At 50.5% G+C, this 24,106-nt stretch carries 21 protein-coding genes; 8 read left to right on the top strand and 13 right to left on the bottom strand.

Going from position 1 to position 24,106, the window contains the following annotated elements; translation table 11 throughout:
- Positions 1-157: 157 nt before the first annotated feature.
- The 5 genes from DCC81_RS11195 to efp form a co-directional block, all read right to left on the bottom strand.
- The gene (locus DCC81_RS11195) at positions 158-1,330 is read right to left on the bottom strand and encodes a FecR family protein (protein ID WP_108686720.1); all 1,173 of its coding nucleotides are present in this window, start codon (positions 1,328-1,330) and stop codon (positions 158-160) included.
- A 101-nt stretch (positions 1,331-1,431) separates the two neighbouring features.
- Positions 1,432-2,028 (bottom strand): RNA polymerase sigma factor, encoded by a 597-nt coding sequence (locus tag DCC81_RS11190; protein WP_205686317.1) that lies wholly within the window; start codon positions 2,026-2,028, stop codon positions 1,432-1,434.
- Between the two features lie 367 nt (positions 2,029-2,395).
- Positions 2,396-3,733, bottom strand: coding sequence for an acetyl-CoA carboxylase biotin carboxylase subunit (accC, locus tag DCC81_RS11185; RefSeq protein WP_108686719.1), 1,338 nt, complete (start codon positions 3,731-3,733; stop codon positions 2,396-2,398).
- Between the two features lie 98 nt (positions 3,734-3,831).
- Positions 3,832-4,314 (bottom strand): acetyl-CoA carboxylase biotin carboxyl carrier protein, encoded by a 483-nt coding sequence (gene accB, locus DCC81_RS11180; RefSeq protein ID WP_108686718.1) that lies wholly within the window; start codon positions 4,312-4,314, stop codon positions 3,832-3,834.
- A gap of 110 nt (positions 4,315-4,424) precedes the next feature.
- Positions 4,425-4,994 carry an elongation factor P gene (gene efp, locus DCC81_RS11175; protein WP_108686717.1) on the bottom strand — a complete coding sequence of 190 codons (570 nt, stop codon included), beginning with the start codon at positions 4,992-4,994 and terminating at the stop codon, positions 4,425-4,427.
- A gap of 273 nt (positions 4,995-5,267) precedes the next feature.
- On the opposite strand from efp, the gene DCC81_RS11170 reads away from it, so the two are divergent.
- The 4 genes from DCC81_RS11170 to DCC81_RS11155 all read left to right on the top strand — a co-directional run bounded on the left by DCC81_RS11170 (position 5,268) and on the right by DCC81_RS11155 (position 8,475).
- On the top strand, positions 5,268-5,768 hold the full coding sequence (locus DCC81_RS11170; protein ID WP_108686716.1) for a peroxiredoxin family protein: 501 nt from the start codon (positions 5,268-5,270) through the stop codon (positions 5,766-5,768).
- A gap of 170 nt (positions 5,769-5,938) precedes the next feature.
- The gene (mdh, locus tag DCC81_RS11165; RefSeq protein ID WP_108686715.1) at positions 5,939-6,880 is read left to right on the top strand and encodes a malate dehydrogenase; all 942 of its coding nucleotides are present in this window, start codon (positions 5,939-5,941) and stop codon (positions 6,878-6,880) included.
- Positions 6,881-7,241: 361 nt separating this feature from the next.
- Positions 7,242-7,826: a YceI family protein gene (locus DCC81_RS11160; protein ID WP_108686714.1), complete on the top strand. Its 585-nt coding sequence runs from the start codon at positions 7,242-7,244 to the stop codon at positions 7,824-7,826.
- A gap of 241 nt (positions 7,827-8,067) precedes the next feature.
- Entirely contained in the window at positions 8,068-8,475 is a 408-nt protein-coding gene (locus DCC81_RS11155; protein ID WP_240612967.1) for a MarR family winged helix-turn-helix transcriptional regulator, read from the top strand.
- A gap of 157 nt (positions 8,476-8,632) precedes the next feature.
- Here DCC81_RS11155 and DCC81_RS11150 read toward each other — a convergent pair whose 3' ends face one another.
- The 3 genes from DCC81_RS11150 to DCC81_RS11140 all read right to left on the bottom strand — a co-directional run bounded on the left by DCC81_RS11150 (position 8,633) and on the right by DCC81_RS11140 (position 12,063).
- Positions 8,633-9,889, bottom strand: a complete 1,257-nt coding sequence (locus tag DCC81_RS11150; protein WP_108686712.1) for an MFS transporter — start codon at positions 9,887-9,889, stop codon at positions 8,633-8,635.
- A 151-nt stretch (positions 9,890-10,040) separates the two neighbouring features.
- Positions 10,041-10,694: a DedA family protein gene (locus DCC81_RS11145; protein WP_108686711.1), complete on the bottom strand. Its 654-nt coding sequence runs from the start codon at positions 10,692-10,694 to the stop codon at positions 10,041-10,043.
- 70 nt (positions 10,695-10,764) lie between these two features.
- Positions 10,765-12,063, bottom strand: a complete 1,299-nt coding sequence (locus tag DCC81_RS11140) for a dicarboxylate/amino acid:cation symporter (RefSeq protein WP_108686710.1) — start codon at positions 12,061-12,063, stop codon at positions 10,765-10,767.
- 253 nt (positions 12,064-12,316) lie between these two features.
- On the opposite strand from DCC81_RS11140, the gene DCC81_RS11135 reads away from it, so the two are divergent.
- Positions 12,317-13,810 carry an amino acid permease gene (locus DCC81_RS11135; RefSeq protein ID WP_108686709.1) on the top strand — a complete coding sequence of 498 codons (1,494 nt, stop codon included), beginning with the start codon at positions 12,317-12,319 and terminating at the stop codon, positions 13,808-13,810.
- 141 nt (positions 13,811-13,951) lie between these two features.
- A complete protein-coding gene (locus DCC81_RS11130; RefSeq protein WP_108686708.1) occupies positions 13,952-14,662 on the top strand; it encodes a YebC/PmpR family DNA-binding transcriptional regulator in 711 nt (236 codons plus the stop codon).
- A gap of 164 nt (positions 14,663-14,826) precedes the next feature.
- Here DCC81_RS11130 and DCC81_RS11125 read toward each other — a convergent pair whose 3' ends face one another.
- Both DCC81_RS11125 and DCC81_RS11120 read right to left on the bottom strand, forming a co-directional pair.
- On the bottom strand, positions 14,827-15,555 hold the full coding sequence (locus tag DCC81_RS11125) for a response regulator transcription factor (protein ID WP_108686707.1): 729 nt from the start codon (positions 15,553-15,555) through the stop codon (positions 14,827-14,829).
- 491 nt (positions 15,556-16,046) lie between these two features.
- Positions 16,047-18,440 carry an alpha-ketoacid dehydrogenase subunit alpha/beta gene (locus tag DCC81_RS11120; RefSeq protein ID WP_108686706.1) on the bottom strand — a complete coding sequence of 798 codons (2,394 nt, stop codon included), beginning with the start codon at positions 18,438-18,440 and terminating at the stop codon, positions 16,047-16,049.
- Positions 18,441-18,652: 212 nt separating this feature from the next.
- Between DCC81_RS11120 and DCC81_RS11115 the strand changes: the two genes are divergently transcribed.
- Together DCC81_RS11115 and DCC81_RS11110 are read left to right on the top strand one after the other, a co-directional pair.
- Positions 18,653-19,084 carry a DUF1573 domain-containing protein gene (locus DCC81_RS11115; protein WP_108686705.1) on the top strand — a complete coding sequence of 144 codons (432 nt, stop codon included), beginning with the start codon at positions 18,653-18,655 and terminating at the stop codon, positions 19,082-19,084.
- 164 nt (positions 19,085-19,248) lie between these two features.
- Entirely contained in the window at positions 19,249-20,451 is a 1,203-nt protein-coding gene (locus DCC81_RS11110) for a pyridoxal phosphate-dependent aminotransferase (protein ID WP_108686704.1), read from the top strand.
- Between the two features lie 854 nt (positions 20,452-21,305).
- On the opposite strand, the gene carA is transcribed toward DCC81_RS11110, so the two are convergent.
- The 3 genes from carA to rplQ all read right to left on the bottom strand — a co-directional run bounded on the left by carA (position 21,306) and on the right by rplQ (position 24,003).
- Positions 21,306-22,424 carry a glutamine-hydrolyzing carbamoyl-phosphate synthase small subunit gene (gene carA, locus DCC81_RS11105; protein WP_108686703.1) on the bottom strand — a complete coding sequence of 373 codons (1,119 nt, stop codon included), beginning with the start codon at positions 22,422-22,424 and terminating at the stop codon, positions 21,306-21,308.
- A gap of 130 nt (positions 22,425-22,554) precedes the next feature.
- Positions 22,555-23,403 carry a hypothetical protein gene (locus DCC81_RS11100; RefSeq protein WP_108686702.1) on the bottom strand — a complete coding sequence of 283 codons (849 nt, stop codon included), beginning with the start codon at positions 23,401-23,403 and terminating at the stop codon, positions 22,555-22,557.
- A gap of 105 nt (positions 23,404-23,508) precedes the next feature.
- The gene (gene rplQ, locus DCC81_RS11095; protein WP_108686701.1) at positions 23,509-24,003 is read right to left on the bottom strand and encodes a 50S ribosomal protein L17; all 495 of its coding nucleotides are present in this window, start codon (positions 24,001-24,003) and stop codon (positions 23,509-23,511) included.
- Between the last annotated feature and the right edge of the window lie 103 nt (positions 24,004-24,106).

Here is a 24,106-nt window from a genome sequence, read left to right as displayed (position 1 = left end):
CCAGAATAGATAAGGATGTGTGTTGAATGTAACTTCCTCTACATAATGATGAATGATTGGTTGGTTATTGAGTGACGATCTGGTTGAATAACGAAACGGTGAATACGATTTAAAATGGTTGGTTTATGGCGCGTTTGGGCGCATGGGTATGGCACTGTCATTCCCGGTAAGAAACAGTTAAAGTGTTTCCCTGTACGTCAAAGTGCACATCGTTCAATTCCAATATTTGCAATACATCCGTGAGGCTGCTGCTCCGGGAAATTTCCCCGCTGAATTTTTCTGTGGGCAGGCCACCCTTATATTCCACGGAAACGTCGTACCAGCGCGCTATCTGGCGCATAACGGTGGGCAGGTCATCCTGCCGGAAAGCAAAAAGGTTATTGACCCAGGCCATTTCCTTTTCCGTATCCGCCATTGCTTTCCGCACCGCGTTATCATCACGGTCCACGGTTACCTGCTGGCCTGGTGTCATTACCACGGCACCTTTTTCTGCCTTCACTTTTACGGCGCCTTCCAGCAGGGTGGTTTTAATATTGCTTTCATCCGGGTAAGCATTTACCATGAAATGGGTGCCCAGCACCTGCACTTCCTGCAAAGCAGAACGCACTATAAAAGGATGCTGCAGATCTTTTTTTATTTCAAAATAAGCCTCCCCTTCCAGCTCCACTGCCCGCACCGGGCCTTCAAAAACTGCGGGATACCTTAAAGACGATGCGGCATTCAATACCACCGCAGATCCATCAGACAATACTACCCGGTATTTCATACCACGGGGCGTGGTAAAGGTATTCATGCCATGGGCCTTATCTCCGTTGGCAGTATTGACCAGCGGCTGGTACACCAGCGTATTACTGTCCTGCCGGGAAATGCTAAGTCCTTGCTGGTGGGCAATAATACCCTGGCCACTGCTGTCCACATCAATCCACTGCCCGTTTGCCAGCTGCAGTACCGGCCTGTTTAACGGGCGTTGGGAAGCAGGTGCCGGTGTAACCGTGGCCAGTGGCGCCTTTTCAGGGGTGGCTGGCCAGTACCGGAAAAACGCGGCACCCACACAGATCAATACCAGCACTGCCGCGGCTACGCCCACCCAACGGAGGGGCCGCACCCTGGCCGGCTGCTTTTTATGCAAGCCAATTTGCTGATCTATCGCCTCCTTTAAACCAGTTTTCAACTGTTGAAAATCTGCTTCATTGTCCGGGGTGATCAGGTCATCATTAACATCAAACAGGTCATAATAGGCCTCCAGGAAGTTTATTTCTTCCGGTGTTGCCTGCCCCGACCTGTATTTGCCAAGCAGTATTACAAATTGTTCCTTGTTTTGCTGATCCATTTTTATGGTTGCCTATAACTAAGAGTGGAAAAACAGGTTACAGCCCATGCCGTATTCATATTTTTTTAATTAAAATATGTCTTATGGGCACATCGTGGCTTTTAAAAAGAAATAAAGAAGCGCAGGAGTAAAAGAAAAACAGGCAACAGGGATTGCTTGATACGGGCAAGGGCGCGCCCCATCTGGTTGCGCACTGTTTTCACGGAGACCCGTAATGTATCGGCTATCTCCTGGCTGCTCCGCCCTTCCTGGAAACGCAGGTGAAAAATAAGCCGCTGCTGCTCCGGCAGGGAGGCCGTAAGCGCGTGAAAGGTTTGCAGGAATTCCTTGAAAAGCATGTCACCATCCGTCTGGCTATGCGGGGCCTTTAATTTCTCCAGCTCCGCGGCCTCCCCGGGGAAAAAAGCATAACGCCCTTCTCTTTCCAGCAGGCGGAATACCGCGTTCCGCGCGGCAGTATGCAGGTAGGCATTCAGGTTTTCTATAGGGGTATTTTTTTCACGGGTCCAGAGTTGCACAAATACATCCTGGGCCACGTCCTTGGCCTGGTCTGTATCCTCCAACCGTTTGTATGCAGCGTTGAAGATCTTTTTCCAGTATTTGTTATACACCTGGTCAAACGCTGCCTTATTTCCCTTGCCAATCTCGGACAACAGGAAGTCATCAGTGGCATTAACCAGTTCATCCCCCGGCATCATAGGCCATACAGTTTAAAATAAGTTCCTGATTTTGAAAACCAATTACGGCCGGGAAAGCATTTCCCCGCCCGCGTTACAAAATGAAGCATATGCCCTGGATGGATAACTCAAAATGGGACAGACTTTGGTTGATATATAAAGAAAATGATTATATCGATTCCTGCTCGTTATATGGATGGTGGTTAATTTTGTCTCCTGGCTCTCAGATTTGCGCAAAGACCGTTAAAACGTTTTAGCAAGGCTAAGTTATAAAATGTATATGTAACCTCATAACGGCCCCGCTAAAAAAAATCCCCGGCCGGAAAAGTGGCCAGGGATTGCTAAAAATATTAAAAGCGCGGCCTTTGGAACAGGCCTGCCGCTGCACTTACACCAGCTTAAAGCTTTCTGTAAACTTGGTGGTGAAATTACCATTCCGGAAGTCTTCATTCCGCATCAGTTGCTGATGGAACGGAATGGTGGTCTTTACGCCTTCGATCACGAACTCGCTCAGTGCGCGCTCCATCGTGTTGATGGCCTCTTCACGGGTCTGGGCCATGGTGATGATCTTAGCCACCATAGAGTCGTAGAAGGGTGGGATCACATAACCGGCATAGATGTGGGAATCCACACGTACACCATGCCCGCCGGGGATGTGCAGTACATTGATGCGGCCGGGTGACGGACGGAAATCATTGTAGGGATCTTCCGCGTTGATGCGGCACTCAATAGCGTGCATCACGGGTGTATAGTTCTTGCCGGAAATGGGAATACCGGCTGCGATCTTGATCTGTTCCTTAATGAGGTCAAAGTTGATCACCTCTTCGGTAACACCGTGTTCTACCTGGATACGGGTATTCATTTCCATGAAGTAGAAGTTACGGTGCTTGTCCACCAGGAACTCAATGGTACCCACGCTTTCGTAGTTGATAGCGCCGGCAGCCTTGATGGCGGCTTCGCCCATCTTCTCGCGCAGTTCGGGTGTCATGAAGGGAGAAGGAGATTCTTCTACCAGTTTCTGGTGGCGGCGCTGGATAGAGCAGTCGCGCTCGGAGAGGTGGCATACCTTGCCATACTGGTCGCCAGCTACCTGGATCTCAATGTGGCGGGGCTCTTCCACGAATTTCTCCATGTAGATGCCATCGTTGGAGAAAGAGGCGCGGGCCTCGTTCTTGGCCATATTGTAGGCGTTTTCCAGTTCGGACTCTGCCCAAACCACGCGCATGCCTTTACCACCACCACCAGCGGTGGCCTTAATGATCACGGGATAGCCCATGCCGGCAGCCAGGCCTTTGGCCTCTTCCACGCTGCTCAGCAGGCCTTCTGAACCGGGGATCACCGGTACACCGGCGGCGATCATGGTTTCCTTGGCGGTCATCTTATCGCCCATTTTGCGGATCATGTCCGGGGTGGGGCCAATGAACTTGATACCATGCTCACCGCAGATCTCTGCAAAGCGGGCATTTTCAGCCAGGAAGCCGTAACCAGGGTGGATGGCGTCTGCATTGGTGATCTCCGCGGCCGCCATCAGGTGGGGAATATTGAGATAAGACTCGCTGCTGGCAGGCTTGCCGATGCAAACCGCTTCGTCAGCGAACTTTACGTGCAGGCTGTCTTTATCGGCAGTGCTGTAAACGGCCACCGTTTTGATCCCCATTTCCTTACAGGTACGGATAATGCGCAGGGCGATCTCGCCACGGTTGGCAATCAGTATTTTTTTAAACATCGTTTTTCGCTAGGTTAAAGAAATAAAAAGTCGGAAGAAGCAAAATGGAAAGTGAGTTTTGACCCCGACTTTCCATTCTGTGTCTTCCGACTAAAATCTTATGGTTCCACTAAAAACAGCGGCTGATCATATTCCACCGGGGAAGCGTCTTCCACCAGCACTTTCACGATCTTACCACTTACTTCACTTTCAATTTCGTTAAACAGCTTCATGGCCTCAATGATGCAAACCACTTTACCGGTGCTTACTTCATCGCCTACCTGCACAAAGGGCGGCTTATCCGGACCGCCGCTGCGGTAGAAAGTACCGATCATCGGGGATTTGATGGTCACCAGGTTATCTGCCTTCGCAGCTGCAGGAGCAGCTGCCGGTGTGGCGGGTGCGGCTGCAGGAGCGGCAACGGGTGCTACCGGTGCAGCAGCTACAGGAACCGGAGCGGGAGCGGGTACGGCATATACCTGCTGTACTTCATTTTCTTTCTGTTTTATTGTAATCTTGAACGCTTCCTGCTCAATGCTCAGTTCGCTGATATTAGACTTGTTGATGATCTTGATCAGCTCCTGGATCTGTTTAAAATCCATGTAAAGAGTTTTTGGTTTTAGTAAAATGATTTTGTGTTGATAGGTAGTAACCACGCAAGTTGGACGTGGGCAGTCTTGCATTACAACTGCACCCTTGCGCCTTTTGACAATTATTTTTCCTTAACGCGCTCGATGTATTCACCGGTTTTGGTGTTCACGCGGATCAGTTCACCTTCTTCCACAAACAGGGGCACCATCACGGTAGCACCGGTTTCCACGGTGGCCGCTTTCAGTGTGCGGGTAGCGGTATCGCCTTTCAGGCCGGGCTCAGAGTAAGTGATCAGCATCACGATCTTGTCGGGCAGTTCCACGCTCATGGGCTGTTCGGTCTCCGTGTTGATCAGCATGGAAACTTCCTGGCCGTCTTTCAGGAACTGGGGGGCATCCACCATGTTCTCCGGCAGGGCCAGTTGCTCAAAGGTTTCGTTATCCATGAAATTATAACCGGAATCGTCTTTGTATAAGAACTGGAAATTCTTTCTTTCCACGCGAACCGGGAAGATGGTATCGCCGGAGTTCCAGGTGTGTTCAATAGAGCGGCTATTGTCAACCCCTTTTAATTTGGCCCATACTTTAGCGGCCGCGCGGGCGGTTTTGTTTTGACCAAATTCTACAACAGAATATAAGCTGTTGTCCAGCTTGATGATTAATCCTGTTCTGATGTCTGCAGTTGTAGCCATAAAATAGGTTACTGTTTAAAGTTAGAAATTTACATTAGGACTGCAAAAGTAAAAATTTTAGAATATGAATGAACACTATTTTGCGGCCATTTTGGGCAAAAACGCAGGTTTTTTGCGCCTTTTCGCCTCAAATATCATTCAATTACTACAATTCCCAACAAACGTGGGTTTTATTTTATAGCGCCCTCCCCTTTTTAACTAAAATTATTTCCCCGTATCAGCCCCGGCCCTTAACTTTATCCGTATTCAAAAACAACTAGTCCATTTAATATTATGACGCGTCATCTGATGGCTCTTTGCCTTTGCCTGCTGATCTTCGGTTTTGCTGCGCAGGCCCAGACAACCGAAAAACCACCCGCCTACAAGCAGTACCCGGTGATTCCCGCTTTTCCCTTAACCCTGGTAAACGGCCAGACCATCACCAAGAACGATTTGAAGAAAAATGTGCAGACCCTCGTTTTCATCTTCAGCGTAGAGTGCGACCACTGTAAACACATGACGGAAGAAGTGGAAAAGAACATTGATAAGTTCAAGAACACCCAGATCGTGATGATCACTCCCTTCCAGCCGGAACGCATGAAAGAGTACTACGATACTTACCACATCAAGGATTATCCGAATATTACCATGGCCAGTGAAGCCACCCGCCAGATCATGTATTTCTATGACCTGCACTACTTCCCCGGCCTGTATATCTATGATAAGAAAGGAAAGTTTGTAAAGGGCTGGGAAGGCACCGCCAAACTGGATTCTCTTACCGCTTACCTCAAATAAGCGAAAGGGGACATTCCCCGCAAACCTGCACCACCCTCCTTTTCCGCGCGGTGCAGGTTTGCCCGGCTTGCGGCCAGTTACCGTGCGGAGGCGCCCATTCCCCATCGCCTATTTACCCTGCTTTAGATAAAACACCATTATTTATATCACCCTTTAAATCGTTGGATACAATGAAAGTAACCGTTGTAGGAGCAGGCAATGTAGGCGCCACTTGCGCCAATGTACTCGCTCATAGGGATTTTTTACAGGAAGTGGTTTTATTGGATATCAAAGAAGGTACCGCAGAAGGCAAGTCCCTGGACACCTGGCAGCAGGCCCCGATTGATTATTACAGCACCCGCGTCACCGGTGTTACCAACGATTACAGCAAAACCGCCGGCAGCGATGTGGTGGTGATCACCTCCGGCCTGCCCCGCAAACCCGGGATGAGCCGCGATGACCTAATCTCTACGAATGCCAACATCGTGAAGTCTGTTACAGAGTCCATCAGCCAGTACTCTCCCAATGCCGTGATCATCGTGGTAAGTAACCCGCTGGACGTGATGACCTACTGCGCTTACCTCACCGCCAAAAAAGACAGCAACAAGGTATTTGGCATGGCCGGCATCCTGGACACCGCCCGGTACCGCGCTTTCCTGGCGGACGAAATTGGCTGCTCTCCCAAAGATATCCAGGCCATCCTCATGGGCGGGCACGGAGACACTATGGTACCCCTGCCACGCTACACCACCGTAAGCGGCATCCCGGTTACAGAACTGGTGGCGGCAGACAAACTGGAAGCCATTATCCAGCGCACCAAAGTGGGTGGGGGGGAGATCGTGAACCTCCTGGGAACCTCCGCCTGGTATGCCCCCGGCGCCGCAGCCGCCCAGATGGTAGAAGCCATCCTCAAAGATGAAAAACGCATTTTCCCCTGCTGCGCATGGCTTACCGGTCAGTACGGCCTCAAAGACATCTACCTGGGTGTGCCCGTAGTGCTGGGCAAAGGCGGCATAGAAAAGATCATAGAATTAAAGCTCAATGCCGGAGAACAGCAGCTGCTCAATGATTCCGCCGTGCACGTAAAAGAAGTGATGACGGTGCTGGACCAGATGAAGCTGGTAACCGCATAAACATTTTCCACGAAAAAATATTTCAGCCGGGACCTGTGGTTCCCGGCTTTTTTGTGCGCTGCGCGCAATGCTATCTCAAACGATACTGCCCCGCCCGTTGTTCTTTGCCAACAATTGCAGTACTTGCAGGCAGTACGTAGCAAACAGCTTAATGAACCATTCCCCGGGTACAAGGAAACTTTTTCCGTTTTACCAGACTTTACAACCTCCATCCAGCCTGCATTTCACCTGTTTTTCACCCGGTTTTGTCCCATCACCCGCCTCCCGGCTTTGTAAAATAATCGTCACAGAAAATAAAAAATAGGTGTTATAACACTTAAATTCATTTATCTTTGCCCTCGTTATTAAAAACATACACTCCATGAAAAAATTGTTATTTACTTTATTGGCCCTGGCGCCCCTGGCACTCTTCGCACAGACTAACACCTGGAAACTGGATGGCACTCACTCCGCCGTGAAATTTGATGTTACCCACCTGGTGATCTCCTCCGTAGAAGGCCGTTTCAACAAATTTGATGGTACGCTCATTTCCGCTAAGCCCGACTTCACCGACGCACAGATCGCAGTAAGCGTAGACGTGAACAGCGTAAACACCGATGACGAAAAACGTGATGGTCACCTGAAATCTGCTGATTTCTTTGACGCTGCCAAATATCCCAGCATGACTTTCAAGAGCACTTCTTTCAAGAAAGTAAGCGGTAACAAATATGTACTGGAAGGCGATCTTACCATCAAGGGTGTTACCAAGAAAGCCAAGTTCGATGTTACCTACGGTGGTTCTGTTAAAGATCCCTGGGGCAACAACCGCGCTGGCTTCAAAGCCACCACTACCATTAACCGTTTTGATTACGATCTGAAATGGAGCGCTGCTACCGAAACCGGTGGTATGGTGGTAGATAAGATCGTGAACGTGACCCTCACACTGGAATTTGTTCAGGGCAAATAATTGACACGATAGCATAAGTGTAAGAATCATAGGTTAGGATAGGATGGCGGTGGCATTCACCGCCATCCTTATGTTCTGAACTGACTAAAATGATGTAATTTTATAGACATATTGATGTTTGGAAACACAACCTTAGCCTTCTGCGCCCCTTTGGTTTGAGTATAATTTATTTTTACCGGATATGTCAAATATTGAGAAATTGATTTCGCAAAGTAATTTCAGGAGTGAGTACCACAAGGGTATGGTCGGCCTTATCTTCGTCGGAAACTGGATCGTTTCAAAACACCAGCAGTTTTTCAAGCGTTTCGACATTACGATGCAGCAGTTCAATATCCTGCGCATCCTCCGTGGCCAATACCCTGGCACCGCCAATATCAACCTGCTGAAAGACCGCATGCTGGATAAGATGAGCGATGTATCCCGCCTGGTGGAGCGCCTGCGCAAAGCAGAGCTGGTAGACCGTAAAAGCTGTCCCTCCGACCGCCGCGCCGTGGATGTGATCATCACCCAGAAAGGCCTGGAGCTCCTGGAAGCCATCGACGCAGAGATCGATGAGCTGCAGGACGATATGACAGCGACCCTTTCCGAGAAAGAAATACAGCAGCTTAATAAATTGCTGGACAAATTCCTGGGAAGTTACCCGGCTTAGGTTTCAATTCCCTGTTTCAAACGGGGCAGGTATAAATTATAAAAGCCCAATTTTCAATCCCCCCGGATATGAAAATTGGGCTTTGTTATTTTCGGGAAATGGGTTTCCGGCCCTTGGAATTTCCTTGAAATTTGGAAATTGAGGCCTGGAAATTTCCCTAGATGTCTTCCGTATAATCCAGGTCTTTCCCAAACGTTTCCGGTATAGTGAAAGCCGCTACCAGCGCTACTCCTATGGTAATGCAGGCCACAATAGCGCCACTTTGCACATAGGAGTGGCTCCCCTGCAGGCCTTTGAACAAGGCCGTGATGAGCAGCAGCATACCCCGCGCAAAGTTGGGCACCGTAGTAGCCACCGTAGCACGCAGGTTGGTACCAAAACTCTCCGCACCAATGGTCACAAAGATGGCCCAGAACCCAACGCTGATACCGGAAAGAAAGCACATTGTGTAGAACGTAGTGGCCGTTACGCCGTTTAAATTCAGGTACACACCGGAGCAGATGGCGGTAAGGCAGAGGAACAGGATCATGACCTTCTTGCGGCTCCGCCACAACTGGCTGATGTAGCCGCTGGCAAAGTCACCTATTACCAGGCCGGTATAACAGAAAGCCACGGCATCGCCAGGATTGATGGGCGTTTGCACATGCAGCTCCACCCCGAATTTATTGGAGAAGGCCATGAGGATGCCCACCACAAACCAGGTGGGAGTGCCCAGGAACACGCATTGCAGGTATTTCAGGAAACGCCTGCCATTGGTGAACAGGGCCAGGAAACTCCCCTTCCTGGCATCACTGGCCTTTACCGCCGCATACATCCCTGATTCCATTACGCTTACGCGCAATACCAGCAAACCCAGGCCCAGTGCGCCTCCGATGAAGTAGCACACCCGCCAGGCCTCCAGCAGTTTAAAGTTGTCCGCAAATTTGTAAATGAAATTGGCCGCCACTGCGCCGCTCACCCCTACCGTGGCCACGATCATTGTACCATAGCCGCGTTTTTCCTTAGGCAGGATCTCTGATACCAGGGTAATGCCTGCGCCCAGCTCACCGGCCAGGCCCAGGCCTGCCACGAAGCGCCAGAGCAGGTAGCCGTTGGTAGTGGTCACAAAGCCGTTGGCGATATTGGCGATGGAGTACAGCAAAATGGAACCAAATAATACACTGAGACGGCCCCGCTTATCCCCTACCACGCCCCAGAGAATGCCCCCCAGCAGCAGGCCGGCCATCTGCACATTGATGAGCAGCAGGCCAATGCCGTTATCAATACTATCCTGTGCAAGCCCCAGTGACTTCAGCGAAGGCACCCGCACAATGGTAAACAGCAACAGGTCATAAATATCTACAAAGTAACCCAGGGAGGCCACAATCACGGCCAGGCTGAAAATGGATGGCCCCTTTTGCGGAGACGACGACATAGTTTCGGAGGTTTTAAAGGTATTTGAAGAGATGTAACATGGAATGAGGTGAAAGATAATCGTTATTTGTTAATAGTTGTAGTTAAGACGCATAAAAAAACGCCGCCCCATGGTACCGGAGCGGCGTGCAGTTATGAAAAACTTTGGAAGGTCAGGAAGGATTGCCGGGCGGGGTCTTGGTTTTGCCAAACACGAACTTGATGATCACCGGCAAGGTGGTGATGAGAACGAGCAGCACGATGATAATGTCCAGGTGGTTTTTCAGCGTGGGGAAGCTTTTGTCCAGGTAATAGCCTGCCAGGATCATCGAAAATACCCAGGCAAAGGAACCCAGCACATTGAACATCATGAAGCGTTTGCGCTCCATTTGCACAATACCCGCCACGATGGGCGCAAATGTACGCACAATGGGCAGGAAGCGGGCCAGGAAGATGGCGCCACCACCATGTTTTTCAAAAAATTCCCGGGCCTGGTACAGGTGTTTTTTCTTAAAGAAGAAGGTGTCCTTGCGGCTAAACAGGAGCGGGCCGGATTTACGGCCAAACCAATAGCCTACATAGTTGCCGGCCACACCGGCTATGGCAATGAGCAGCATGATCACGATGAGGGGCATGCCACCCAGGCTATCACTGATCAGGGAGCTGTACACACCGGTAACGAACAGCAGGGAATCGCCCGGCAGGAAGAAGCCTACAAAGAGGCCGGTTTCTGCAAAGATGATCAGGATTACGAGGTAAAATCCACCGTGGTTAATGATCCACTCGGGGTTAATCAATTCCTTAAATAACTCTACAATTTGATGCATTGCATTAGATATAAATAGTTTCTGGCAGCTACCGCGCAAAAATAGTATTCGTAATCCGCTAATGTAAAAATTAGCCTTGTTTTATTTTATGAGCGTTCCGTAAAGCCGCCTGCATATCCAGCGCGCCTTCCCATTTGGAAACCACGGCCGCCGCAACGGCATTGCCCACCACATTGGTGGCAGAGCGGCCCATATCCAGCAGGTGGTCGATGGCCAGCAGCAGTACCAGCCCCCCTTCCGGGATGTGAAACATGGGCAAAGTGCCCGCTATCACCACCAGCGAGGCCCGGGGCACGCCGGCAATTCCTTTACTGGTAAGCATGAGCACCAGTAGCATGGTCACCTGCTTATCAAAGGAAAGCGTGATACCGTAAGCCTGGGCAATGAACAAGCTGGCAAAGGTCATATACATCATGGACCCGTCCAGGTTAAAAGAATAACCCAGGGGCAGTACAAAACTTACAATTCTTTTATCGCAGCCAAACTCCTCCAGCTGCTCCATGGTGGCCGGGTATGCAGCCTCGCTGCTGGCAGTGCCAAATGCCATCAGTACCGGGCTCACAATACGTTTGAGCAGAGGACCGGTCGCATTCCGCAATACCAGGGCCCCTGCAAAAGCAATCACCATCCACAACGCCGCCAGGCCCAGGTAAAACTGCCCGATAAACTTCAGGTACACATATAACACAGACAAACCCTGCGTGGCGATCACCGATGCCAGGGCGCCAAACACCGCCAGCGGGGCAAAGTTCATCACGTAGCCCGTTACCTTCAGCATGATATGCGCTACACTATCCAGCAGCTTGATCACCGGGGCTGCCTGCTCACCGATGGCCGCCGCCCCCACCCCAAAGAACAACGCAAATACCACGATCTGCAGTATTTCATTCGTGGCCATCGCATCCACAATACTATGCGGGATGAGGTGATGGATAAATCCTTTCAGGGAAATGGTCTGTCCTTCCACGCCCGTATTTGCATGGGCATCCGGTAAAGGCAGGTTCAGGGACAGGCCCGGTTTCAGCAGGTTTACCAGCACCATGCCCAGGAACAAAGAAACAAGACTCGCACTGACAAACCATAGCATCGTTTTGCCACCGATGCGGCCCACCGCTTTCAGGTCGCCCAGTTTAGCCACCCCTACCACAAGGGTAGAGAACACGAGCGGCGCGATGATCATTTTGATCATCAGCAGGAACATGTCTGTAAGCAGGGAAATATTATCGGAAAATGCAATAATAGTGGGTGGCAGCGGCCTGGCCGGGTTTGCCGGGAAGGTGATATAAACGGCGCGGACGAGAAAGCCTGTTAAAACGCCGAGCAACATTGCTCCAAAGATGAATAAGGTAAGCCTGTTCGGGCGCTTCATGCAAGTATTTTGTTGTTAAAATGGCGAGTAGGCTCTTTTTGTTTCAATATTTCCTGGTTCCAGTACAAAAAATGAAGGCCAACTGTTGAAAAAGTTGCCCAAAAATACATTTATCCCGCTAAAATCGCCGTCCAGCCTTCAAAAAATAAAACCAGTTGCCGCAATTTGATGTTTCCGCATTATATTTGGCGATCTCAAACTGCTTAGCAACCTAAATCTGCATCATTAATCTAAATCAACCACAACGATCGTTATGGCCAAACTTTTTGTGAGAAAGCCACTCAGTGTACTATTGTCTGAAGCTGATAATTCTGAAAAAGGACTAAAACGAACCCTCAGCGCTGCATCACTCGTTGCGCTCGGCATCGGTGCCATCATTGGAGCCGGTTTGTTCGTTAGAACTGCATCAGCAGCCGGCGGTCACGCGGGCTCTGGCGTTACCATCTCCTTTATTATTGCGGCCATCGGTTGCGCATTTGCCGGTCTTTGCTACGCAGAATTTGCTTCCATGATCCCGATCGCCGGAAGCGCTTACACTTATTCCTATGCTACCCTGGGCGAATTTGTGGCCTGGATCATTGGCTGGGACCTGGTATTGGAATACGCCCTGGGCGCCGCCACGGTGGCTATTTCCTGGTCGGAATACCTGAATAAACTATGTGAGGCCCTCTTCCACTTCAGGATACCTTATGAATGGTCCCACTCCCCCCTCCAGGTATCAGACCTGGGTGAACGTGGTATCATGAACCTTCCTGCTGTATTCATTCTCCTTCTCCTTACCTTCCTGCTTATCCGCGGTGTACAGCAATCCGCTACGGTAAATGCCGTCATCGTGATCGTGAAGGTGAGCATCGTAATATTGTTCATCGCGCTGGGCTGGCAGTTCATCAATCCGGCTAACCACACGCCTTACCTGATCCCTGCCGATGCAGCCCCCGTAACATTGAATGACGGGCGCATCATCGACTTCTCCCAGTTTACAAACCACGGCTGGGGCGGTGTTTTGGCTGGTGCGGGCATCGTATTCTTCGCCTTTATCGGTTTTGACGCTGTATCCACCGCCGCCCAGGAAACCAAGAACCCGAAAACGGCTATGCCCATCGGTATCCTGGTATCCCTGCTGGTGTGCACCGTGTTATACATTCTCTTCTCCCACGTACTCACCGGCGTAGCACCTTACCAGGACTTCCTGAAATCTGGTAGCGAGGCTTCCGTAGCATACGCCATTGATCACTACATGCCCCACTACGAATGGCTGTCCCTCTTTGTGACGATTGCCATCCTGGCCGGCTTCTCCTCCGTGATCCTGGTGATGCTCCTGGGTCAAACCCGCGTGTTCTATTCCATGGCTAATGACGGCCTGGTGCCCCCGGTGTTTGCCAAACTGCACCCGAAATACCGTACGCCTTATAAATCCCAGTGGCTGTTCTTCGCATTCGTATCCCTGTTTGCGGCCTTCCTGCCGGAATCTATCGTAGGCGACATGACCAGCATTGGCACCCTGTTCGCCTTCATCCTGGTGTGCATTGGTATCATTGTAATGCGCAAGACCAACCCGGACCTGCCCCGTTCCTTCAGAACGCCGCTGGTACCGGTAGTGCCCATCCTGGGAGTACTGGTTTGTGCAGCCATGATCTATGGCCTGAACTGGGAAAACTGGACCCGTCTGGCAGTATGGCTGGTGCTCGGCCTTTTTATCTACTTTGGTTACGGCATCAGGAACAGCCGTGTACGCAAAATGCAATAACCGCATTCCTCATAAAAAACGCTCCTGTGCCGCTGCACGGGAGCGTTTTTGTTTTTAGCTTTTGCCGGAAACGCTTTACTTTTGCGTTGCCGGAACAAGGCCACAAACGGCCCTTCAGGCCATATTTTAATTTAATTTACAATGGGAAGGATATTCGAAGTTAGAAAGCACACCATGTTTGCCCGCTGGGATCGCATGGCTAAGCAATTCACCCGTGTAGGGAAGGAAATCGCGATGGCAGTAAAAGCTGCCGGCCCTGATCCCGACAACAACCCCGCCCTCCGTCGCTGCATACAAAACGCCAAGGCGGTGAATATGCCGAAAGACCGCGTGGAAGCCGCTATCAAGCGCGCTATGGGCAAAGACAAAACCGATTACGAAGAAGTTGTATATGAAGGGTATGCCCCCCACGGTATTGCCGTGATGGTGGAAACTGCCACGGACAATCCCACCCGCACCGTAGCCAACGTGCGCATGCACTTTAACAAACAGGGCGGCACCCTGGGCAACAGCGGCTCCGTAGCCTTTATGTTCAACCGCGTGGGTGAGTTCAAAGTAAAGAACGACGGCCAGAACCTGGACGACCTGGAACTGGAACTGATCGACTTTGGCCTGGAAGAAATTGGGGAAGACAGCGAAGGTAACATCATTATCCGCGTGGCCTTCAACGAATTTGGCAACATGAGCAAAGCCCTGGAAGATAAAGGTATCACCGTGATCAGCTCAGAGCTGAAACGCCTCCCCCAGAACACCGTGGAACTGCCGGAAGAGCAGGCCAAGGAAGTACTGGAACTGGTAGACCGCCTGGAACAGGACGAAGACGTACAGCAGGTGTTCTACAACCTGAAATAGTCTTCTTTAAATCTCATTATAGAAACGTCCCGCAGCCCAAAAGCCGCGGGACGTTTTTTATTACAACATCATATCTCCACCATCCGTCCCCCCTTCCCCAAACGCAAAACGCCCCCGTTTCCCGGGAGGCGCCTGCAACTCATCAACAGTATAGTCCGAAAAAATTAATTATGTAAAGCGGCTGTAACGTAAGAAGGCCGGGCCTTGTTGTCGAAAGAAAAGCGGAACCCCTGCCCATGCATGGTTTCCAGCTTCACGGTAGGGTCTACGCGGAAGTGTTTGCGCAACCGTGTCATGTACACATCCATACTGCGCCCCACAAAGAAGTCATCCACGCCCCACACATGCATCAGGATGTTTTCCCGCTTGATTTTCCTGTTGGCGTTCTCGCACAGGTATTTCAGCAGCTCCGCTTCTTTAGGCGGTAAGCACACGCAACTGCCGGATTCCGGGTGCATGATCTTTAATTCTGTATAATCAAAGGTGAGTGTGCCAATATTGTAAAGCAGGCGCCGGCTGGGCTGCAGGCGGGCGCGCTTCAGGAATACCCGGATGCGCAGGGCCAGTTCCTCAAAATTGAATGGCTTTCCCAGGTAGCCATCCGCACCGGAGCGGAAGCCCGTCAGTTTGTCTTCTTCCATAAAACGGCTGGAAATAAAAAAAAGAGGCACATGATCGTCTCTCTCCCGGATCTCCCGGGCCAGCGAAAAACCATCTTTACCAGGCATTAATACATCGAGCAAACAGGCATCAAACGGGCGCTGCTGAAAGGTCTCCAAACCTCTCTCCCCGTTCTCACAATAGATAACCTCATAGTCGGCTTTTTCCAGGTAGCGCTTCAAGACTTTCGCAAAGAAATGATCGTCTTCTACCAGAAGAATTCCTGCTTTCATACTTAGGAGCTGTTTAGATTAGAAAAAAAATAGGGTATGGCGGTTAAACAATTTGAACGGCGCGCGTCTGCCGTCATGTTTTCATAGTGTATTGCTTCCCAAATTGCAACGCACTAAAATACCCACATCTACTATACACCTAAAAAGCACTTTAGTCACACCCTTTCCCGCTGTTCATTTTGTTCATCCACAAGAGCCCGCTACAAATGGTCTTATTGTCACAAATATTACGCAACCCCTTTACCACGGCAGGTTTCAGGGCCGTTTCTGCTGTTTTTTAGTGAACTACGTGTTAATGAGGGTTTTCAGCGCGCGTTAAACAGGTTGGAGTGTTACTTTTGGAGCGAAATTTCATTTTTAACTAGTTGGTTTTACATCCAGTACAGCTCTGGCTGTTTTTACAGCCGGAGCTTTTTATTTGCAGCACGGCACAAAAAAAAACGCAGGAACATTACTGTCCTGCGTTCTTAAAAATATTATGATCAATATCACTATTCCGCTACCATCTCCATTACCACGCGGATAATGTCCTCCACGTTCGGCTTGGAGAAGTAATCCCCATCGGAGCCGTAAGCCGGGCGGTGCGCCTGTGCACTCAGTGTGCGGGGGGCTACATCCAGCCAGCGGTATCCCTGCTGGGCTTCCATCACCTGCTGGAACATAAAGGCCGTACCACCACCGGGTACGTCTTCATCTACAAACAGGATGCGGTTTGTTTTCTTCAGTGACTCCACAATACGGTGATGTATGTCAAAGGGCAGCAACGTCTGCACATCGATGATCTCTGCATGCACCCCAAATTCTTCCAGTGTCACCGCCGCTTCTTCCACCAGGCGCAGGGTAGAACCGTAAGAAACGATCGTGATGTCTGTACCGGCTTTCACCACTTCGGGCACGCCCATCGGCACCGTAAAGGTTCCCAGGTTGCTGGGCAGCTGTTCCTTCAGGCGGTAGCCGTTCAGGGGCTCTATCACTAATGCCGGTTCATTGGCAATCAGCAACGTATTATACATACCGGCAGCCTGTGTAAGGTTGCGCGGCACGCAGATATTGAAACCGCGGAGTGCATTAATAGCCATGCCCATCGGAGAGCCGGAGTGCCATACGCCTTCCAGCCGGTGGCCGCGGGTGCGCACAATGATGGGGCAGTGCATAATGCCCGCAGTGCGGTATTGCAGGCTTGCTACATCATCGCTCAGCGGCTCCAGGCCATACAGCAGGTAGTCCAGGTACTGGATCTCCGCAATAGGCCGCAGCCCGCGCAAAGCCATGCCTATACCTTGTCCCATAATGGTAAGCTCCCGGATGCCGGTATCAAAGACCCGTTGCTTGCCGTGCTTTTGTTGCAGGCCGGCAAAGCCCTGGTTCACATCCCCTATCTTGCCCACATCTTCCCCAAAGGCAAATACCCTGGGATTGTTCTCCAGCAACTGGTCAAAGTAGTGATTGATCACTTCATAACCATTCAGCGTCACCGGTTCGCCTTCAAACACTGCGGGTACCACGGGCACATTGTGCACCGAGTTAGCACCGGTAGCATGCAGGAGGCTATTGTAATTTATCTTTTCCTTTGCGTTGGTCTCATCCAGGAATGCCTTCAAAGCCGTTACTGCCGGGCTTTCCACCTGGCGGTAACGCAGCAGTACGTGGCTCAGCCCTTTCAGGATGTCACGGCGCAGGGGCTCACGGTTGTTCTGCAGTTCCTGCATGGTCTTGCTCACAAAAGCCACATCGCCCTGGCCTTCTGTAACGATGGCCTGCAGCAGCTCCAGGCTTTGCTGTACCTGTTGTTTTATAGGCGCGGCATATTTGTCCCAGGCAGCCTTACGGGCATCCAGGGCGGCCGTCTTTGCCTTCACTTCAATTTCTTTCAGTGTCAGCTCATCAGACAGTGCATTCTCCAGTATCCATTGACGCATCTTGTGATTGCAGTCAAATTCCTTCTCCCAGGCCATGCGCTCCTTGCTCTTGTACCGCTCGTGCGATCCGCTGGTGGAGTGGCCTTGGGGTTGCGTAAGCTCCTCTACGTGAAACAGTGCAGGGACGTGGGTTTCACGGATCTTGCGGATAGCGGCTTCAAACACTTCGCACATGCCGGCATAGTCCCATCCCTTTACATTATAAATGTCAAAACCGTTAGAGTTCTCCGTTTTGCGGAAACCTTCCAAAGCAGCGCTGATAGAGCCCTTCGTGGTTTGATATTTACGCGGCACAGAAATTCCGTAGCCATCATCCCATACAAACACAGCCAGGGGCACCTGCAGTACACCGGCGGCATTCATGGTTTCCCAAAAATGGCCTTCAGAGGTAGAAGCATCGCCAATGGTGGCAAAGCAGATCTCGTTGCCTTTTTTGGAAAGATGGGTATAGCCCTGCAGGGATTCTACTTCGCGGAATAATTTAGAGGCAAAGGCCAGGCCCAGTGACCGCGGCATTTGCGCAGCGGTAGGCGACAGGTCAGCTGCCGTATTTTTCTGTGCGGTAAGGTCCAGCCATTGTCCATCGCTGCCCAGGTTAGGCGTAGCAAAGTGGCTGTTCATCTGGCGGCCCGCGGAGAACGGGTCATTGGCCAGGTCCGGGTCCGCATATAATTGTGAAAAGAATTGTTCCGCGGTAGCCATGCCTGTTGCAAAGGCAAAGGTCTGGTCGCGGTAATAGCCCGAGCGGAAATCGCCTGGCATAAAATATTTTGACATGGCCACCTGGGCCAGTTCTTTACCATCACCAAAGATGCCGAATTTAGCTTTGCCCGTAAGCACTTCGCGTCGGCCCAGCAGGCTTATCTCCCTGCTTTCGCAAATCAGTTGGTAGTCGCGCAACACCTCTCTCCTGAACTCTTCAAACGACAACCGGCTTTCCATATTCTTAGTAGTTTCAGTATTCATGCCTGGCGCTTAAAATTCACTTAAAACACAAAAGTAAGGTTAATTTACTCAGCGGTAAAATGCCTGAAATTCAGGCCATCCAAATAATTTATTTTTTTTAATAGGATTTTAATAATTTACAACTCCTTTCACAGTTATTGGCTGTAATTTTGTTTAAACGAAAGCAAATAAACATTTTTTTTAACCAATCGTCTAAAAACCCTTTCTAGTATATGAAAAAGTTACTCTTATCCCTGTTTGCTTCTGCACTGGTAGCCACCGCGGCTATGGCCCAGGCGCCCGCTACTCCTGCTACCGGCGCTGATGCCCTGGTAAAGTTCAAAACTGAAAGCATCAACTTCGGTAAAACCGTGCTGAACAAACCCGTTACGGTTGACTATGAATTTACCAACATCTCCAAACAACCCGTACTGGTAGAAGCTGCCCGTGCATCTTGCGGTTGCACCACTCCTAAATGGACTACTGAGCCTGTACTGCCCGGCAAAACCGGTAAGATCACTGCTTCTTACTCCGCTAACGGTGTAGGCCAGCAGAACAAGACCATCTGGGTTAAATTTAAAGGGCTGGACCAGGATAAGGAACTGCACCTGAGCGGCGAGGTTACAGCACCTGCGGCAACTCCTGCTCCTGCTGCAAGCCACTAAGTCTCATAAACTGACTTCAAGATATAAGCCCTGCAGCACTGCGCTGCGGGGCTTTTTTTATGCCCGTATGCGAAGGGTGGCCTGGCGGCCAGGATCCCCGGTGCGGCAGGCATCAGGCCTTTCATACGATTACCTTACTTTTGCAATCCAAACCAAAACGTCACATGACACCAACCATCAGCCAGCGCGGCCGGCAAATGCCCGCCTCCCCGATCCGTAAACTGGTACCGTATGCAGAAGCTGCCAAAAAAAGAGGCGTGAAAGTATATCACCTCAACATCGGCCAGCCGGACATTGAAACACCCAAACCGGTACTGGATGCAGTAAGGCACTCTGATTTCAAGATCCTGGAGTACAGCCACAGCGCCGGCAATGAAAGCTACCGCCGCAAGCTGGTAACCTATTACCAACGCTTTGGCGTGGAACTGGATCACAACCAGATCATTGTTACCACCGGTGGTTCTGAAGCCATCCTCTTTGGCTTCCTCGCTTGCCTGGATGCCGGTGATGAAGTGATCATCCCCGAGCCTTTTTATGCCAACTACAATGGTTTTGCGGCGGAAGCAGGCGTAGTGGTGAAAGCCGTTACCGCCAATATTGACAACGGTTTCGCCCTGCCGGACCTGGCGCAGTTTGAAGCCCAGATCACCCCGCGCACCAAAGCCATAGTAATTTGCAATCCTAACAATCCTACCGGGTATGTATACAGCCAGGAAGAACTGGAGACGCTGTCTAAAATATGCCTGAAACATGGTCTTTTCCTCTTCAGTGATGAGGCTTACCGCGAGTTCTCTTACAACGGCGCACCTTTCTCCGCCCTGAACCTGGAAGGCATGGAAAACAACGTGGTGGTGATGGACACTATTTCCAAGCGTTACAGCGCGTGTGGTGGCCGCATTGGCGCCTTTGTGACCCGGAACCAGGCCGTGCTGGATGCCGCTATGAAACTGGCCCAGGCCCGTCTCAGCCCGCCCAGTTTTGCCCAGATAGCCGGTGAAGCAGCCGTAGATCTGCCGGCTGATTATTTTGACGGGATCAAAGCTGAATACCAGCACCGCCGCGACCTGCTGGTGAAGTTGATCAATGACATCCCTGGCGCTTTCTGCCCCAATCCCGGCGGCGCTTTCTACGCAATTGCCAAACTGCCTATTGACAATGCAGACAAGTTCTGCCAATGGTTGCTGGAGTCGTTCTCCTGGGAAGACCAGACAGTAATGCTGGCTCCCGCCACCGGCTTCTACGCCACTCCCGGCCTTGGGCAACAGGAAGTGCGCCTGGCCTATGTGCTGAATACGGAAGATATCACCGCCGCCATGCAATGTTTGAAACAGGCAGTGGCCCAATATCCGGCTAAAACGATCCAATAATATATTATAAATAATTTTATATTTATTTTCTGCAACAAAAACTGCATTTTTTACGCACTGAGGCTATAAAAATTCAATTTTTATTTTTAAATTTGTTCTAGCAACGAATCAAGGAGGAAAAAAACTTGAAGCTTGCGAAAAGGTAATGTGAGAAAGTCTTAGCAAATATTTAACCTGCTTTATTTTATCACGAACGTTTTTGGTGTGAACTTTGGGACCTGGGTTGATGTTATATATGTTAAGGAAACATCAACATTTAAAAAAATACAGACTTTAACTAAAACGTTTTAGCATAATACCTTATTTTTGTATCAGTTTTTCATAACGTGGAATTTATAAAGGCAAACGGCTCCGATCGCGGAGCCGTATTTTTTTGTCCTTACCTCAATCCCTTTCACGTTTTCTGAAGACTGCGAAAACGTTTTCGTTTAGATAATACCGTTCCTCTCCCGCGCCCCATGCGGCTTTCCGGTATGCTTTCAGTATTATTTTCACCTCCTTAATAAAGGTTATCACGCAAAAGCTCATGCTTTTTCACTAATATTGCGCCACATAAAGCGGCGATAGTACTGCTGTTTACAAGCATACCGTCTACCGTTTTTATAACGTGGAATAAAATAACAACGGTCCTGACTCCTCAGGACCGTTTTTCATTGTTCTTTAAACCAGCACCGGCAAGGTATCCAGCCGCTGCCAGCCCATTACTTCCCCACTTATTTATACAAAATACCTAAGACCTAGGACCTAAGACCTAAGACTTAAGACCTAAGACTTAAGCCCCCATCCCTCCTGGCTCTCCTAAACAAAAAAGGCCCCCCCAAAGGGATGCCTCTTTCGTTTATACGTTTACGTTATCACGCCATCTTATGATGTGCTTTGATCATCTTAAAGAAATCGTCAAACAGGTAGCGGCTATCGTGCGGGCCCGGGGTGCTCTCGGGGTGGTACTGCACGGAAAATGCCGGCTTGTTCTTTACACGGATACCCTCGATAGATTCATCGTTCAGGTTAACGTGGGTCACTTCCACCTGGTCGTTCTGGGCCAGGGTGGCGGGATCTACGGCAAAACCGTGGTTCTGGGTGGTGATTTCGCACAGGCCGGTCTGCAGGTTCTTCACCGGGTGGTTCAGGCCGCGGTGGCCGTGGTGCATTTTATAAGTGCTCATACCGTTTGCCAGCGCCAGCAACTGGTGGCCCAGGCAAATGCCGAACATGGGGCGCCCCGCCGCCAGGATCTTTTTCACCGTGTCAATGGCGTAGGTCAGCGGGGCCGGATCGCCGGGACCGTTAGACACGAAATATGCGTGGGGCTTAAATTCCTCGGCTACTTCAAACGGCGTATCCGTGGGGAACACCTTCAGGTAAGCACCTTTTTCGCTCAGGCATTTCAGCATATTGCGTTTCACACCATTGTCCATCACCGCAATGCGGATAGGGGCCTCGGGATTACCTACGTTATAAGCCTCTTTGGTAGAAACTTCCGCGCAAAGGGCCAGGCCTTCCATGGAGGGCACCTTGGCCAGTTCGGCCTTCAGTTCCGCCTCATCCAGGATCTCGGAAGAGATAATGCAGTTCATAGCGCCCTTGCTGCGGATATGCGTTACCAGCGCGCGGGTATCCACGTCGTAAATGGTCACTACATTGTTCTGCAACAGGAACTGTTCCAGCGACTGGTCGGCCTGCAGACGGGAGTAGTTATAAGCAATGTTCTTACAGATCAATCCACTGATCTTAACGTCGGGGCTTTCTACATCCGCTGCTTTTGTTCCGTAATTGCCGGTGTAGCAATTATTCATAATCAAAACCTGTCCTTTGTAGGACGGATCGGTAAAAACTTCCTGGTAGCCGGTCATGCCTGTGTTGAAACAAAGTTCACCGGAGGCGGTCCCGATCTTACCAAAAGCTTTTCCTTTAAAAACAGTACCATCTTCAAGGAGAAGCATGGCTGGCTGGATGTTTCTTGCGTTCGGCATCGTTAGTGATCTGCTGTTTTTACTTTGAAAAAAACCTTCAGGTAGTCGGCTAACAACTCCCTGAAGGTTCGGATAAAAAACCGGGCAAAGGTACAAAAAAAGCAGCGGAATTTCTCAGTTAAATTGTTCGTTACTGGATATGGATGGAACGGAGCACCCTTTCTGCCACTGCACTGGCGGCCTCATCGTCTGCCCGGAACACCAGGTTTACCTGCCACATGTCCTGCTCCCGGATAAGGATCAGGTGCCGGTAAGCCAGGGTGATGGCGCCTTTATAATGGTAGGTACCCTCTTCCAGGCAGCCGGCCAGGTCAGACACAGACACCTTTTGCGCCCGGGCGGTAAGGTGGGTAATATCGTCCTGCTGTTTCAGCTGGCTCAGTGGATCTACCGGGTTATTGGCCATGGCCTCCAGGCTGTTGATCACACTGTTCTTGTACGTATAAAGATGCACGGAAATGTCCATGCCGCTGTTATTGTCGTTGGTGTAGCTCTTGCTGTAGGTCACGGATTCCCGGAGCTCCGGGGGCAACGGGGTATCGTGCACCCGCAGCTTCGCAGGCGTGCTGAGGGTGATGGGCTGCCGCCCGATGGTAGTCTCCTGCCAGGACATGTACTGCCACTCCTTGGCCACCTTGGGATAGAACAGGTTAAATACCAGCCGTTTCCCGAAAATAGAACCGGTGATGGCGATCATGGCCAGGAGCAAAAAGCTGGTCATGACCAGCTGTCGCCGGTGCTTTACCCAGCGCTGTTTGGCGCCGGTCTTCAACCGCTCCATCAGGGGGCGGCTGCTGGCTATCTGCGCTGCGGAAATGGCTATCCGCTCGGTAAACTGGGCAAAATCGCACTGGGGGTAGCGGGCTTTCCAGTCGGCAAAATTGTTACTGAGTTTTTTGCTGCAGTGGTTACAGAACACCAGGTACTCAGAAGTCAGCAGGTTATATTGCTTGCAACTATCGCATTTCAGGTAGTTCATGGCACAGGGGGTATTTTGATATATATCGGATTTATTAATGCGATATTATAAAAAAAAGGGCAAAGCTGTATGCTTTGCCCTTTATGAGAAGGAATAAATTTTAGCTTATTCGCCTGCTTTCTCTTCGGTAGCAGGAGCAGCAGCTTCAGCGGCAGCTTCTTCACTTTTTTTCTTGGCACCACCGGCGCGGCGGGTCTTCTTAGCGGGAGCAGCAGCGGCAGCAGCTTCTTTACCGTATACTTCGTTGAAGTCTACCAGTTCGATCAGCGCGGTTTCTGCGGCATCGCCAATACGTTTACCCAGCTTGATGATACGGGTGTAACCACCAGGACGGCTAGCAATCTTTTCGCTGATCACACCAAAGATTTCCTTGATGGCTTCTTTGTCCTGCAGGTAGCTGAAGATGATTCTACGGTTGTGGGTAGAGTCTACTTTAGCTCTGGTCAGCATGGGCTCAATGTATACACGCAGGGCCTTGGCTTTAGCCAGGGTGGTGGTGATACGCTTGTGGCTGATCAGTTCGCAAGCCAGGTTGCTCATTAAGGCTTTACGGTGGGCAGAAGTTCTGCTAAGGCGGTTTAATTTGTTACCGTGACGCATGACATTGTGATTTGATTCCCCCGTACCGTGTCAGGAATTACGGGGTACTTGTTATAAATAAAAAAATCGGAAGCAGTGGCTGTTGCTAACTGCTTCCGATTGA

Source organism: Chitinophaga parva (assembly GCF_003071345.1).
GTDB classification, from domain to species: domain Bacteria; phylum Bacteroidota; class Bacteroidia; order Chitinophagales; family Chitinophagaceae; genus Chitinophaga; species Chitinophaga parva.
Note: the sequence above shows the minus strand (reverse complement) of the source record. Positions and strands in the feature narration are given on the sequence as shown.